This window comes from Methylocystis sp. Uni0008, from assembly GCF_056838045.1.
The window spans coordinates 64,438-78,699 of record NZ_JBXEJH010000003.1 but is presented as its reverse complement, the minus strand read 5'-3'; the positions used below and the strand labels follow the sequence as shown (position 1 = coordinate 78,699).

10 protein-coding genes, 2 pseudogenes and 1 riboswitch are annotated in these 14,262 nt (G+C 59.8%); of the genes and pseudogenes, 6 read left to right on the top strand and 6 right to left on the bottom strand.

The window, feature by feature from the left end; all coding sequences use genetic code 11:
* Positions 1 to 16 precede the first annotated feature (16 nt).
* The 4 genes from AC0X69_RS22155 (at position 17) to AC0X69_RS22140 (ending at position 4,246) form a co-directional block, all read left to right on the top strand.
* Positions 17 to 460, top strand: a complete 444-nt coding sequence (locus tag AC0X69_RS22155; protein ID WP_482614028.1) for a phosphate-starvation-inducible PsiE family protein — start codon at positions 17 to 19, stop codon at positions 458 to 460.
* A gap of 393 nt (positions 461 to 853) precedes the next feature.
* Complete coding sequence (locus AC0X69_RS23470) at positions 854 to 2,512, top strand: transposase (RefSeq protein ID WP_510175250.1); 1,659 nt, start codon at positions 854 to 856, stop codon at positions 2,510 to 2,512.
* A complete protein-coding gene (locus AC0X69_RS22145) occupies positions 2,481 to 3,362 on the top strand; it encodes a TniB family NTP-binding protein (RefSeq protein WP_482614026.1) in 882 nt (293 codons plus the stop codon). Before AC0X69_RS23470 ends, AC0X69_RS22145 begins: the two co-directional genes overlap by 32 nt.
* On the top strand, positions 3,359 to 4,246 hold the full coding sequence (locus tag AC0X69_RS22140; protein ID WP_482614025.1) for a TniQ family protein: 888 nt from the start codon (positions 3,359 to 3,361) through the stop codon (positions 4,244 to 4,246). Before AC0X69_RS22145 ends, AC0X69_RS22140 begins: the two co-directional genes overlap by 4 nt.
* Positions 4,247 to 4,333: 87 nt before the next feature.
* Here the strand turns inward: AC0X69_RS22140 and AC0X69_RS22135 are convergent.
* From AC0X69_RS22135 to AC0X69_RS22110, 6 genes and pseudogenes are all read right to left on the bottom strand, one after another.
* Positions 4,334 to 4,423, bottom strand: a pseudogene (locus tag AC0X69_RS22135) (chemotaxis protein CheB); the annotation flags it as partial.
* A gap of 44 nt (positions 4,424 to 4,467) precedes the next feature.
* A complete protein-coding gene (locus tag AC0X69_RS22130; protein WP_482614024.1) occupies positions 4,468 to 6,033 on the bottom strand; it encodes a DHA2 family efflux MFS transporter permease subunit in 1,566 nt (521 codons plus the stop codon).
* A 115-nt stretch (positions 6,034 to 6,148) separates the two neighbouring features.
* Positions 6,149 to 6,208: riboswitch (Fluoride riboswitch) on the bottom strand.
* Between the two features lie 299 nt (positions 6,209 to 6,507).
* A pseudogene (locus tag AC0X69_RS22125) lies at positions 6,508 to 7,739 on the bottom strand (IS701 family transposase); the annotation flags it as partial.
* Entirely contained in the window at positions 7,699 to 8,466 is a 768-nt protein-coding gene (locus AC0X69_RS22120) for a hypothetical protein (RefSeq protein WP_482614060.1), read from the bottom strand. The gene AC0X69_RS22120 and the pseudogene AC0X69_RS22125, both read right to left, overlap by 41 nt.
* Before the next feature lie 144 nt (positions 8,467 to 8,610).
* Positions 8,611 to 9,471: a universal stress protein gene (locus tag AC0X69_RS22115; RefSeq protein ID WP_482614023.1), complete on the bottom strand. Its 861-nt coding sequence runs from the start codon at positions 9,469 to 9,471 to the stop codon at positions 8,611 to 8,613.
* 844 nt (positions 9,472 to 10,315) lie between these two features.
* Positions 10,316 to 11,242: a LysR family transcriptional regulator gene (locus AC0X69_RS22110; RefSeq protein WP_482614058.1), complete on the bottom strand. Its 927-nt coding sequence runs from the start codon at positions 11,240 to 11,242 to the stop codon at positions 10,316 to 10,318.
* Positions 11,243 to 11,508: 266 nt separating this feature from the next.
* Here AC0X69_RS22110 and AC0X69_RS22105 point away from each other — a divergent pair, with 266 nt between their 5' ends.
* On the top strand, positions 11,509 to 13,035 hold the full coding sequence (locus AC0X69_RS22105; RefSeq protein ID WP_482614022.1) for an efflux transporter outer membrane subunit: 1,527 nt from the start codon (positions 11,509 to 11,511) through the stop codon (positions 13,033 to 13,035).
* A gap of 28 nt (positions 13,036 to 13,063) precedes the next feature.
* Entirely contained in the window at positions 13,064 to 14,254 is a 1,191-nt protein-coding gene (locus AC0X69_RS22100) for an HlyD family secretion protein (protein WP_482614021.1), read from the top strand.
* Positions 14,255 to 14,262 lie beyond the last annotated feature (8 nt).

Below are 14,262 nucleotides of genomic sequence, written 5' to 3'. Positions count from 1 at the left end.
GGAAGAATGGTCAGCGATGTCGCTTTACGAGAAGTTCGAGCATGGTGTGATTTTTCTCCTCAGCGGGATCATCGCTGTCATCATTGTCGCCGCGATCTGGTCGCTCCTACGCGAGGTTGTGATCCGTCTAGTACTGGCCGCCCGCGGCCCGCTCGACTACGCCACGTTTCAGGTGGTGTTCGGGATGATCTTCGCTGTGGTGATCGCGCTCGAGTTTAAGCGCTCGCTGCTTGTCGTCGCAAAACGCAGCGTTGGTATCCTCCAGGTGCGCACGATCGTGCTCATCGCTCTTCTGGCGATCGTGCGCAAGCTCATCATCATCGACCTAAGCGAGACTGATCCAGCCAAGATCGCGGCCCTCGCCGGGGCGGCGCTGGCGCTCGGTGCGGTGTTCTGGCTCGTACGTGATCAAGACCGCCGCGAGCAGGAGAGCGATCTGCCAACGGGCGATGGCGGCTAAGCGATGCGATCCTTTTCAATGACGAGTTCGATCTCGTTCTCCGAACACCGGACGTGTGTCTGGATCCGGCTTCTTCCGTGACCAGCGAGGCCGTGTTTGAGCGCGTTGATCGTCCCTTACCGACGACAACGAGCCCCCCGATACACTTGGCGCGCGCAGTCAATCTCAACATCGCCGTCAAAAGCCGAATGCAGGATTTCAGCGACAAGCCTAACGAATGCGCCGATGTCAGGAGCCATTTTGGCCTGACAATGCGCTTATAGGAAAATCAATGATTTAATCGAAGCCATCATGGCTGGGAATATCCATTTAATTTGACAATATGGCTTGCAAAAGCCGCTTAATTTGAGAATTTGAAGCCGTAACCTTTTTCGAAAAATCCGACAGGCGGCGATGGGCGGCGAAGACGACTTTCCTGACGATGAGGAGGCTTCTCGGCGCCGGGAAGAAGGCTGTCGGCGCGAAGAGGCAATTCGTGACCTACTGAAGCGGCACGATGACAAGAGGCTCTCGATCGGCGCCGTCGATGAAGTCGCGCAGGAATTGGGCGTCAGTCGATCAACGATGTACCGCTTGATCACCGCCTACCGAGCCAAGGGCACGGTGTCGTCAGTCGAACCGCGCGCGCTAGGGCGACGCAGAGATACCCTCGTGTTGGACGACAAGCGAGAGAAGCTCATTGCTGCGACAATCCGCGAAATTTATATGAAGCCCGAGCGCCCGACCATGACATATCTGATCGAGCAAGTGCGGGCGCGGTGCGCGCAAAAAGGCTTGCCGCTTCCAGACCGCCGGACAATCAAGGCGCGCGTCGATCGAATTGATCGACGAACTGTTGCTCTAAAGCGCAAGGACCTAAGAGGCGCCAAAGCCACAAAGGCCGTGCTGGGCCAGTATGTGGCGTCGCGACCGCTTGAGGTCGTGCAGATCGATCACACTGAAGTCGATGTTTTCCTGGTCGATGAAAAGACAAGGGAAACAACGAAAAAGCGACCTTGGTTGACGCTCGCTATCGACGTGTTCACGCGCATGGTCGTTGGATTTCATTTGTCGATGGACAAGCCGTCGCGCGTCTCACTCGGCCTCTGCATGTTGAACGCGGTTTACGATAAGAGCGCGTGGCTGAAGGAGCGCGAGATCGACGCGTCGTGGCCGGCCGCCGGATTACCTGAGGCCGTGCACGCGGACAATGGCGCTGATTTTCGCAGCCGTGCTTTTGCATGGGCCTGCCGCGAAGAGGGCATCAAGCTCATCTTTCGGCCCCCAGGCGCTCCTCATTATGGCGGGCACATTGAGCGCCTTATTGGAACGATGATGGGGCGCGTGCATTTTTATCCAGGATCGACTTTCGCCAATCCAATCGCCCGCCAAGGCAACAAACCGGGGCGCTTCGCGGCGATGACATTCCGCGAATTCGAATGCGCGTTGGGATGGGAGATCGCGGGGCGCTACAACGAGGAAATTCACAGCGCCCTGCTCCGCCCGCCCATCGCTGTATGGCGCGAACATGAGGCTTCGCTGGCGTTGCGCATGCCGAAAGACCGAATGGCGTTTTGGGTTTCGTTCCTGCCTGACGCCCATCGTACGCTCAGGCCAGACGGAATCTGGCTCCATGATATTCCCTATTGGTCGAATGCGCTCTCTGGCCTGGTCGGACGCGCGAAAGACGAGCTTCTCGTCAAATTCGATCCGCGGGACGTTTCCCGAATATTCGTTCAACACCCCGATGGGCGCTTTTTAGAAGCCCGCGCGCGACCTCTTGGCTTCCCTGTCATCAGCCTGCGGGAGTGGAAACAAGGTCGGAAAGCGCTGGGTGGGAAAGGCCGTAGGGAGCGGAACGACGAGCAGATCACCAAGACCGCGCTGACGCAACGCAAACTGATCGACGAAGCCATCGCTAAGACCGCCGCCGCACGACGGGCGCCGATCAAAACAAAAAATGGGGATGGCGTGGATTTCGGCTCGATGAGCGGCATCGACTCGCGCATACCAACTGTGTTGGAACTCGTGGAGCGGCAACGTGACCGGAACACCCGACCATCTGACGGATGACGCCGGCGCCGTTTTGGCCGAGGGCATTGACGAACGCATTTATTTTATCCGTTCGAAGCGATGGATCGCTTATCCGAAAGCGCTTGAAATACTTGGACATCTGAACGCGCTGCTCAAACATCCGCGGACAACGCGGATGCCGTCTTTGGCTGTTTTTGGCGACAGCGGCATGGGCAAATCCATGCTGGTGGAAAAGTTCAAAGACGACTACGTGCTCAGCGCCCGCGAAAAGCCACACGGACCAAAGGCGAAAGTGGTGGTTGTCGAACTGGCGGGGCGACCAAACGAACGCCGGCTCTTCGCGCAAATTCTCGCGGTGCTCGGCGCGCCCCTGAACGCACGCGCTACAATCGTCGAACTCGAAAGGACCACGGTCCGTCTGCTGGATGACCTCGGGGTCCAGGTGTTGGTTTTGGACGAGATCCACAACGTTCTCGCCGCCTCCTGGCGTGACCAGCGCGTCGTTTTCAACACGCTTCGCTATTTGAGCAATGAACTGAAACTGTCTCTGGTTTGTTTTGGGATCATGGAAGCACGCCAGGCGATCAATGGCGACGTTCAATTGGCGCGACGCTTCGACTCCATCTCCTTACCGCGATGGATAGCTGACAAAGAGTTCGAGCAGCTCATTCTCGCCATCGTGCGAAACCTGCCACTGAAAGAACCTAGCGTCCTGACGGTGAAAGGCTTGCGGCGCATTCTCTTGGTCAGCGGTGGAGTCAGCGCACGGATATTCCGCATGCTGAATGACGTGGCGATCGAAGCCATCGAAACTGGCGCCGAACGGATCACCGACGAAGCGCTGGAACGCTACAAACCCGTGGGGGAGGACGAGGCGGCTTTCCAATGATCGACGACGAGGACGACGCTCATAGGCCGTTGCCAGTGGTGCTGAGGCCGGTCGACGACGAGCTGCTCTCGTCGTGGTTGGCGAGGCACGCGGCCTACTATGGGGTGTCCAAGCCGTTTTTCGCCAAATGGCTGATGCCCGGCACACGCAATCTCTCGCTTCTCGACTATCGGCTGGGGTTAGCGCAGGTCGCGCGATTATCTGAAAAACTCCGATGCGATCCGATCGCGCTGATCGAGATGACGTTCATTGAAACGCCAGCAGGTTCCGCCGAATTAATTTGCCGCAACAGAGCGCCGCAGATTTGCCGACCCTGCGCAGACCGGCACGCGCGAGACGGAGCGTCCGGCGCGGTCCCGAAGCATTGGCGAAAAGCCTGGCGCATCACCTGCCCCGCTTGCGGCGCGCCTTTATCGGATACGAGCGAGCGCCCCGATACTGGCGAAACATTGCAGGACACGAGCCCCTTCGCTGATGTGTGGAAAGAAGCTGTTGCCGGCGAGGCAATCGTCGAGCGCTTCCTTCGTGGCGATAACTCGTTCGATTATTCGCCGATCGCGCTCATGCGCGCGCTGCTCGTGCATACGTGGCGGCCATGCGGCGCTAATGGCCGTGAACCTGCAGCCGGATGGGCGCTCGGCACGATCTTTCCCGAATTCGACAATCTTGCGCGGCCAATCAAACGCAGGATCAATCATGCGGCTGTTGCGGCTCTTCCTATCTCGTTCCGCCCGGCGCTTTTGGCTGGCATCTCGCAAGCGATCGCCAATCCCGCCATCGTCAACGCGGTTCGAGATGAGACGACCCTGCGAGGGCGAAGTGCATTCGAGCGCCTATGCGAGACAGCTCGTCTCGAAGCTCAAGCCGCGAAGGAAAGCCATTAAACGTGAGAATATTAAAGGTCGATATTCTCAAGTTTAATGGCTTTTCCGATTCGAAATTGGATATCTCAAGCCAAGATGGCTCCCGACAGCGGTATAAGAATGTCCGACCTGACAACGGAATCGTAGCGACGGCCGCCGGTCGATTTCCGACATGACTCCCCCACACGTCGGACATGAGAATCACGCCCCTATCTCCGTCGCAATCATTCTCAAACGGTCTCTCAGGGCTGCTCCATCAGCTCCTCGGCCGAAAGCCGCGAGAGCGACTGTTTGCGCTTCTTGGACGCGTAGCTTGGATAGGCGAGCCAGACGACTCCCGAGAGCAGGACGAAAGCCATCGCGCCGAACAGAAAGACGTCGTTGAGCGCCAGGATCGCCGCCTGCTGTCGAATGAGCTGCGCCGCGCGGCTCTGCGCGGCGGTGGGCGACATGCCCATCGCCTGCATGCGATCCAGAAACGAGGCGAGCAGATCGAGCGAGGCGAAGCGCCGTCCGCCGAAATGATCGGCGAGATCGAGCTGATGGAACGGCGTTCGGCGGAAGAAGAGAACGCCGAGCAGCGAGATGCCCAGGGCGCCGGCCACGGTGCGCAGCATGGCGAGTTCTTCCGCAGCGCGGATCAGTCGCTCGCCGGCGAGCCCGGTCATGGCGAGCGTCGCAAGCGGCGCAAAGAACATGGCGAGCGAGAAACCGAAAAAGAACATCGGCGTCTTCACGTCGTCGAAATAGGCGTTCTTGTCGTATTGGCCGAGCCAGACAAAGGTCACCGCCAGACCGACGAAGTTGAGGAACACGATCAGTCGCGCGTCGACGTTCCTCGTGATTTCATGCACCACGGCCGCGGCCGCCATCGCCAGAAAGATCATGATCAGATAGACCATGCCGGCAAGCGAGGAGGTGTAGCCGAGCAGCACCTGCAGTTGCACGATGAACACCGAGAGCAGGCCCTGAATCACCAGAAAGCCGACGATCGAACAGAATGTCGCGATGGCGAAGTTGCGATGCAGAAACAGACGCAGGTCTAGCGCGGGCCGCCGCTCTCCGAACTCCCAAAAGACGAACATCGGCAGGGCCAGCAGCACGACGAGCAGCAACCATCCGAGGAGAGGCTCCGCGAACCAGTCGAAATCATTTCCCATGTTGAGGATCGTCTGCACGCCGAGCAGGACCGTGGCGAGCAAAATGAAGCCGATCGTATCGAAGCGCGTCATGCGGCGCTGAAAGCCGCGTCTGTAGAACAGCGCCGAAATGATCGCCGCCACCGGCAATACGACCAGGACGTTGGAATAAAACAGCCAGCGCCAGTCGAAATATTCCGCCCAGAAGCCGCCCATGAACACGCCGATGGTGAAGGGCGCCATGCTCATGACGCCCCAGAAGCCGACGCCGAGCGTGCGTCGGTCATCCGGATATTGCGCAAGCGTCACCGATTGAGCGAGCGGAAGGGCGACGCCGCCGGCAAGACCAAGGAGAAAGCGCATCGGCGCGAAAAACCAGATCGTTTCGCTCGCCGCGCACATCACCGAGAAGATGGCGTAGAAAATGAGCGCGCCGACCAGCACGCGATAGTCGCCAAAGCGTCCGGAGAACCACCGCGACAATGGCAGCCCGAGCGCGATTCCCACCATGTGGTCGGTGGTCGCCCAGGTGCCGAAGCTCGGCGTCACGCCCTGCAGACTGCCGGCGGCATAGGGCGCGAGCACCGTGTAGCCCGGAACGTTCGAGAGCATGACGACATTCGCCGTCCCCGCCGCGCCATTCAGCAGCAGGAATCGCCAGCCTATCATTCGGGCCGGCCTATCCATGATCGCCACCCTCGCTCCGTTCTATAATCGCTACTGGGCGGTATTACGCGACATCAACCGCGGTTGTCGACTAGAGCAACGACGGAGTCCGACACAATGTAGAGCAGGGGTCATCAGCCGCAGGCGGTTGAGCGCGAACTCTATCGCCGGGACAAGGATAACTGAATCGGACCTAAGCCTGTCAATGGTGAAAGTAGCAGGAAGAACATCAGACGGGACGCCATCCTTGGCGAAAGACAGAAAATTGCTCACCGATCACGCAAGCTGCATCTTTGCCGTCTTCATCGGCTAATTGCGTGCCTGTTGTTGGATTCAAAATTGGCGGGTTGATACAGAGGCTTGGCAAAATGGTAACGTGGCTGTTTGCTATTAGTATCAGCCTCAGTCATCTTCGTCCCCGCCATCGTCATCTGCTATTTCATGGTCGGCAAGTCGTTCTGGATCGTATTCCTAGCACTACTTTGGCAGTTTATGTTCGAGGGCTTTGTCGATGAGTCTCTCACAATACGGACATGCCGGGCGAAGAGGTCGAGAATGGCCTGACGAATGGCCGGCATGCTCGGTTGTGGCGGCGGTCCCCCGACTCTTTTTTTTCCGCCCCGCAGCTTTGAGGCGGCGAGACTGGAGGAAGGCGTAGGCGATCATTGTCATTAAGGCGTGTCGATGCAACCCGGTCCAGGACCGACCTTCGAAGTGATCGAGGCCGAGTTCCTCCTTGAGCTGCTGATGCGCCTGTTCACAAACCCACCGGGCCTTGATTGTCGCAGCGAGCTTTTTCAGGCTCACATCGCCCGGCAAGTTCGACACATAGTATTTTTGTTCGCCGGTCGACCGGCGTTCGCCAACGAGCCAGACCTCGTCGCCCGGCGTGCACTGCATACGATTGTCGCGCATGCGGTGTTTATGCCCATCCGCAACGCGAACACGACGTGCAGCGAAGAGACATGTCAGCCGGCCTTTCGTGCCCCGCCGCCAACTGACCTTTTGCCATTTGACGTTGGCCAACGCCGCTTCAGCCGAGACCGGCGGTTGATCAGGGATATGGTATTTGCGGCGCTTCCCTGCTTTTGCGACAGGGAAAACCAAGGCGACGTCAGCCGGGTAGACGTTCTGGCGTCGCGACAGCCCCACCGCCCACAGCAGACCACGCGCGCTCAGCGCCTGACGGAAAGGCCCGCTGGAGCCGTAACCTGAATCAGCAAGGATGCAGCCTCGCGCGCTTGCACCATGCGCTCGGGATCGCTTGCCCAGCTTTCGGGCAGGAAGAGCCGCAGGCCCACCATCACCGGAACCTCGCGCGACGCCAAAGTGAGCGACACCAATGACTGGCAATTGGCGGTCTTTCCAAGGGACGAGGCGTATTGCGGCGCAACGCCGACCGAGTGCGCGCCTTTTTTCGGCAACGCCGTATCGTCGACGATCAACCACGCGTCGGCGCCGCCGACCATCCTATCGGCTTCGGCGAGCAGCGCCTTCTCCAGCGGCGCGGCGTCCCATACGCCGCTGGCGATGAAGTGATGAAGCTGATCGTATCCGACGCCGCCGTCGCGCGCCGCCATCGGCTGCATGCTCTTGCGATCCCCTGCGCCGATCAACCCCGCGACATAAGCCGGGCACATCCGCGCCCGCGTCTTGTGTCGAAGAGCGCTAATAAAAGGCGCCAGCCACCGTTCGAGATCGGACTTCCAGCTCCCCTCCATGGTCGGCCCTCCAAATCGCCGACCTCCTATGAATCACGCAAAACGAACCGACGGAATCTGGAGGGTTGAACGCAGACCAGATGAAGGTGGTTGCAGGCGGGCGGTTGTCGACCAGCGGCTCGCTCGGCCAGTTGTTGGTGTAGGTGACGCGGCTTCCCGGCCGATCCGTGGTCGCGGCCCAAGCGGTCCACCAGAAGAAGGCGCCTAGCGCCCGCCGATTAGCGGCGTCGGCGACAGTGCCGTTCTTCATTGCGTAGTTCTCGCGAAGTTCCGCACTGCGCGGATCGTCGCCGAACAGGCTCTCATAGTGGCTCGAGACGAGGACGATCGCCTGAGCGCGCTCGTCAGAAACAGTGATTGCCCCAGTTGTCGGATCGAACGTGTTTCGCCTCATCATCGGGCGCAGCCGTCCCCGCAGAGAACTCTGCTGCTCCTCGCTGAGATCAGCGTAGCGGCCGGCCGCGAACTCGCGGCGAGCCCAGGCGTCCAGGATGGCGACGAGCTCTCGGTGCTGCCAGTCGGCGGTCCAGTCCGGCGCGACGTAGCCGCCATGGCCCCAGACGGAGCCGAGTTGCATGCCGCCGATCGACTGCCATACCTGCCGGCCGCGCTGGATGTCGTCGATTGTATAGACCGTTCGGCCGCTTTCCGTAACAACGCGCTCCGGCAATGGCGGCGCCTTGACGCTGATTTCACGGCCAATGAGCAAAAGCACGGCGAAGGAAAGCGCCAACAGGGCAACGAGCGAGATCCAGAGTTTACGCGCGCTTTCCACGACGCCCTCCTAGAACTCAACAGCGAAACGGCCGGCGCGGCGCATCTTAAAGGAAAGCGCCCGGCGCGAGTTCAAGAGTCGCCGCTATCTTCCAAACAGGCGCTCTCGGTTCACGTCATCTAGGGAGTTTCTCGGAATCGCCAATACGGGACAAGGCGCTTCGTGTATGACGCGCTCGGTTGTGCTCCCGATGATCGAGTCCAAAGCGCTATCGTGACCATCGGTCTGCATAACGATCAAGTCAGCGCGCATTTCTCCCGCACAAGCAACTATCGTCTCGACGACCTCACCGTCACGGATCTTGAGATTGGGATAATTCGCATCCTGAGTCGGGCGCTCTCGCCCAACGTGCAAAGAGGTGATTTGTGGTTCGCTCCCGAGAGACCGCGCCAAATGTGTTGACAGCTCCAAAGCGCGGCTGACAGGGGTTCTTCCGTCTACCGGCAGCAAGATGCGCGTGAGTGACGCCTCTCCGGTGTTTCGATGCACAAAACCGCTATGGCTCTCGCGCAGAAACAAGGTAGGCGCACGCGTCGATCGCGCCGCCGCCTCGCTCACAGAGCCGCCGAATAAGCGACGAAGCCCTGATTTGCCATGCGTCGTCATCACCAGCAGATCGCAGCTATGCTCGCCGGCGTATGACGATATGCCGTCGGCTGCGTCGGAAGATATCAAGACAGTCTTTTTCGTCGATACGCCCGTAAGCTTCTCGAATTCATCCGACTGAACTCCCGATGGAGCCATTTTCCATTCAGCGGCTAACTCGCGAACCCGCGGAAAATGCGCATCGTCGCGACGTCTGCCGGGAACTTCGACATGCAGCAGATGTAGCGAACTCCTGTTGGCGACGGCGATGCGCAAGGCGTGACAAAACGAAACTATGCTTCCGGAGGTAAAATCGGTTGGATAGAGAATGCTGCGTATCTTGAAGTCCTTGGCTGACATTTAAGACTCTCCTCGTGGGAGCGGCATACGGGATTCTTCTTCCTAGAGATGCAGTAGTGCCGGGGAAAATCATCCTAAAGGACCAGCACGAGAAAAACCGATGAGACCGTTCAAACGGCGGGAAATCGACGGCAAGCTGGGCAAAAGTCGTAGACTGATCAATTAGGCGAGTAAGCTCTTCCTCTTAGGAAAATCAACGGATGGGCGGACCGATTTATCCTCCGAGAAGTAAGGCTTTTGAGCCTATGAGGAGGATCACTTTTCAGGGGTAGACCAGGTGAATGTTCCCAGTCCAATGGCGCGCATGTCCAATTTCGCAGGGGCGGCAATGTGACGAGCTCTCCGCTCGGCTTAATTTCTATTAGTGGCCTGCGCGCACCTTCGTGCCCCTCGCGCCCGTCATCCTGGATGAGCTCAGCAAAAGCCACGAAATGGGGTCAATGGTCAGGTCGAGCGAATCAGCAAACGTGATTTCTACGGAATTCATGCGGAGCTGCGCACGCTTCTTGCGATTCGTCCTACGGCTGAAGAGGCCTGAAGGCTCACGCCCTACAAGTTCATCTGCAAGCTCTCGACAAAAAAGTCGCATGGATTCATGCTTGATCCAGTCAGTGAGTATGAAAGTTCTCGCAGACCGAGAACATGTTTCCGCAGCCCCGGTTGCGCCAGCGCTAGTCGAGCGAGCGCCTGATGCTATCCGGCGTTCGGCCACTGCAGGTCATGCCGTAATATCACAAGTGCGAACGCTCTATAACGCCGAACCTACCAAGGGATATCCTGTTAGGCCGACCATCATAATCAGCGCGGCGCATGGCAACCATCACGTCCTTGATGGTATTATGATTCATTTCCGCTTTCTTGCCTGAAAACGATTGGATGTGTTGTATGATATCGTCCGAGCGCCAATAGTAGGTTCTATTCCCGGCCTCTCGTGCCCTGCGGCTACCAGCCGTAATCCTTTACGGGCGCGTTCGATACCGTCGCCGTCGTTTCCTGTCGAATAGACGACATAAACGGAATACGAAAACTCGGGCGCGCGAGTTACGCGATGCAGACTACCATTAGCAAGGAACGGCTGCACCGTGCCAACGCGGAAATATCCCGAACCGCCGACAGTCAAAATATAGGTGAGGGCGAGCGGGCCCAAGGAAATCGACAAAGGCGGATTGCTCAGGTTTGGGAAAACCGCCTGATGATTGATGGCGAAAGTCGGACCCCAATCAACGAAGACATAATGATTTGGATAGACACGCCCGCGATTGTCCGTGGTGACTTGGATCAGCTTCTCTTCGATCAGAAGCTCACATACGAGATCTGGCCTTTGCGGTGGGTTATACAGAACTGCGAGATCGAGCGAACCTTCTTGGACGCGCTCGAGCAACCGCGCGGGCGTATCGACTTCAGCTCTTATTGCAATCTCTCGACATTCGGAGCGCATCCATATGAGCCAATCAGCTAGGAGCGGATACCACAAGCTGAGTTCGCCACCCACGCTGACGCCGCTCTTACGCCCTGAAGGGAGAGTCACATGCCGGCGCGCGCCCTCCCATACTTGAATCATTGTCGTGGCGTAGCGAAGGAAACGTTCACCGGCCGGCGTCAGTCGTGCACCGGCCTTGTTCCGAACAAAGAGAGTGCGATTGAGTAGATTCTCCAGAGTTCGAATTCTAGCGCTTACAGCCGTTTGTGTTAGATTCAGGCGCTCTGCCGTAGCAACGAAACTGCCACTGGCAACCACATCTAGAAAGGTCTTGGCCAGATTGATATCCATGTTTTTTCCATAAAAAGATTTGATGTTATTTTCAATGAAAATGCGTTTGTGATGAAATACCGGACCTGTCACTTTCAAAAAAGGAAGTTGCAAGCAAGCTTGTGGGCAGCGTTTGGTGCGAAAATGAGCGGCTGACAGCCCGCAGTTCATCCCGCTCGCCGCGATGTCCGGCGCGCACATTCGCGCTTCCTCAGCAATGGAAAGAGGTCGCATCAACTGTCAGCCGAAGATGTCATGGGGCAGGCATGACTCAGCAAAGCGTGCCTATGGCTCTCTTTCTTTTTTTGCTTCTCGTCGCCGGCTGCGCGCCAACTGCTCAGCTGGAGCGCGCGCAATTTCTCGGCCCGCCGGCCATGGAGCGCACGCTCGCGAGATCCGGTCTCAAGCCCGCAGACGAAACCAGCTGGCCTCATGAGGAATGGTGGCGCGCCTTCTGCAGCGCCGAACTCGACGCCGTCATCGACAAGGCGCTGCACGACAATCAGAGCCTCAGAAAAGCCGAAGACTCGCTGCGCGCAGCCGACGCGCTCGTGCAGGTCGCCGGCGCAAGGCTTCTGCCGGAGGTGCAGGCGACCTTCGGCATGCGGCAGTCGCGCAATCCGCTGCATGGCGTCGTCGCCTCCTACAATCCGGCGCAAGGCGGATTGCAGAAGACCATGGCCTTCATCAATCCGCTCGTCCTGACCTATGAGCTCGATTTCTGGGAAAAGAACCGCGCGATACTCGACGCGGCGATTGGCGAGTCCGCCGCCCAGGAGGCCGAGTTGGAGCAGGCGCGCCTGCTGCTGACCGCTTCGGTCGCGCGCGCCTATCTGCGCGGCTACGCCGCGGCGCGCCAGCTCGAGGTCGCCAAGGCCCTGACGCGCATGCGCCGCGACCTGGTTTCGCTTGCCGACGCCCGCTATCGCGCCGGGCTCGACTCGCTCGATGGGGTGCAGATCGCCCGCGCCGAATACGAGAATGCCGTGCGCCGCGAAGCCGCCGTCCAGGCGTTTCTCACGCTGCAGAAGGATGCGCTCGCCCGTCTCATGGGCGAGGGCCCCGACGCGGCGCAGGATCTTTACACGGCGCGACGAGCCCCGACGCCCGCCTCGCCGCCGCTGCCGCGCAGCCTGCCCATCGAACTCCTCGCCCACCGGCCGGATCTCGCCTCGGCCCTGCGCCGCGCCGAAGCGGCGGCGGCGCGCGTTCACGTCGCCAAGACGCTTTTTCTGCCCTCGATCGATCTTGCGATCACCGGCGGTTTCGAGGGTTCGGTGACCTCGACGAAAATCAGCAAGCTCGCCGGCTACCTCTTCACGCCCTCGGCGATCGGCTATGCGGTGTCCCCCACACTGCGGCTGCCGGTGTTTCAGGGCGGAAGGCTCAGCGGCAATCTGGAGTTTCAGCGGGCCGACTATGATCAGGCGGTCGACTCCTATAACGAAACGCTGCTGCAGGCCGCCCAGCAGGTCGCTGACGCCGTCGCCAATTATAAGCGGGCGCGCGCCGAATATGAGGCGCAGAGCGGTTTCCTGCGCGCCGCGCGCGCCCAATACGATCTCGCGCAGTCGCGACTACGGGATGGTCTGAAAGATCGCCGCGAGATCCTCGCGGAGCGGGCTGATCTTCTCGAGGCCGGCTTTGGACAGCGCGCGCTCGAAGGCGACAGGCTCGTCGCCGCCGTGGATCTTTACCAGGCCCTCGGCGGCGGCTATGCCGGCGGTCCGCCGCCGGCGGCGCCGAAGCCCGCGCCTGAAAACGATCCGCTGACGCCCGCCGTCGACGTGATTCAGTCGCTTGGCGGCGGCTGAGCGGCCATAGAAGAACGCGAAACGATCGATGGCGCTTTCCCGAAAGAGCATCCGCTCCCGCAGAGAGTTTCTGCTCAAGATCGTCATTGCGGCGGTCATAGTCGGCGCGCTGATCGCCCTCTCGCGATGGTATTTTCATGAGCGCGACTGGGTGACGACCGACAACGCCTTCGTCACCGGCAACATCATTCCGGTCAAGGCGGACGCGACCGGCGTGGTCGCCGCCGTGCTCACCGAAGAAACGCAGCAGGTGAAGAAAGGCGAAGTGCTCGTTCGCCTTGACGGACAGCGGGCGAGAGCGGCGCTCGCGCAGGCCGAAGCCGAACTCGGTCGCGCCGTCCGCGCCGTGGGGGCGCTTTACGCACAGCGCCGCCAGGTCTGCCAAAAGGTCATCTCCCGCGCCGCGGTCCGGGACAGGACGCGTCATGACCTCGCAAGGTACAGGCAGGCGGCGGCGAGCGGCGCGTCGTCGCGACAGGTGCTGCAGAACGCCGAGGATCAGCTCGCCGCGCAGGAAGCCGATCTGCGCGAGGCGCAGTCGGAATATCAGGCGATCGAGGCGCGGGTGGTCGGCGTCACGCGTCTGAATCATCCCGACATCGAGGCCGCCAAGGCGAGATACACCGACGCCTATATCGAATACGTGCGCCAGAATATCCGGGCGCCCGCGAGCGGCTATGTCGCGAAGCGCCGCGTGCAAGTCGGCGATCGTGTGCGCCCCGGCGATTCGATTCTCAACATCGTGCCGCTCGATCATCTCTGGGTCGAAGCCAATCTCTGGGAAAACAGAATGGCCAGGGTCCGTCCGGGACAGGCGGCGATCATCAAGGTCGATCTTTATGGATCGAGCCAGATCTATCACGGCGAAGTGGCGGGACTCGTTCCGGGCTCGGGCGCCGTCTTCGCGACGCTTCCGCCCGATAACGCCACCGGCAACTTCATCCGAATCGTTCAGCGCATTCCGGTGCGCATCGCCTTGCTCGCCGACGAACTCGAGCAGCAGCCTCTGCGGCCTGGCCTGTCGACGGTCGCCTCGATCGACGTATCGGGCCCGCTGCAATCTCCCAATCGCTCGATCGTCAAGACGACGACGAATGAATATCTCACCGACGTCTATGACAAGGATCTCGCAGACGCGAAGGCGCGGGCCGACAAGATCGTCAAGGACAATGCGCTCGGCGCATCTGATGACGGCGTCGCCTGCACAGCCGCAGAATAAATGATCCG

Bases quoted from the DNA above. Each gene is read 5' to 3' on its own strand.
- AC0X69_RS22110 (WP_482614058.1), bottom strand. From the start codon at position 11,242: ATGGATATCAATCTGGCCAAGACCTTTCTAGATGTGGTTGCCAGTGGC.
- AC0X69_RS22115 (WP_482614023.1), bottom strand. From the start codon at position 9,471: ATGTCAGCCAAGGACTTCAAGATACGCAGCATTCTCTATCCAACCGAT.
- AC0X69_RS22130 (WP_482614024.1), bottom strand. From the start codon at position 6,033: ATGATAGGCTGGCGATTCCTGCTGCTGAATGGCGCGGCGGGGACGGCG.
- AC0X69_RS22100 (WP_482614021.1), top strand. From the start codon at position 13,064: ATGGCGCTTTCCCGAAAGAGCATCCGCTCCCGCAGAGAGTTTCTGCTC.
- AC0X69_RS22155 (WP_482614028.1), top strand. From the start codon at position 17: ATGTCGCTTTACGAGAAGTTCGAGCATGGTGTGATTTTTCTCCTCAGC.
- AC0X69_RS22105 (WP_482614022.1), top strand. From the start codon at position 11,509: ATGGCTCTCTTTCTTTTTTTGCTTCTCGTCGCCGGCTGCGCGCCAACT.
- AC0X69_RS22140 (WP_482614025.1), top strand. From the start codon at position 3,359: ATGATCGACGACGAGGACGACGCTCATAGGCCGTTGCCAGTGGTGCTG.
- AC0X69_RS23470 (WP_510175250.1), top strand. From the start codon at position 854: ATGGGCGGCGAAGACGACTTTCCTGACGATGAGGAGGCTTCTCGGCGC.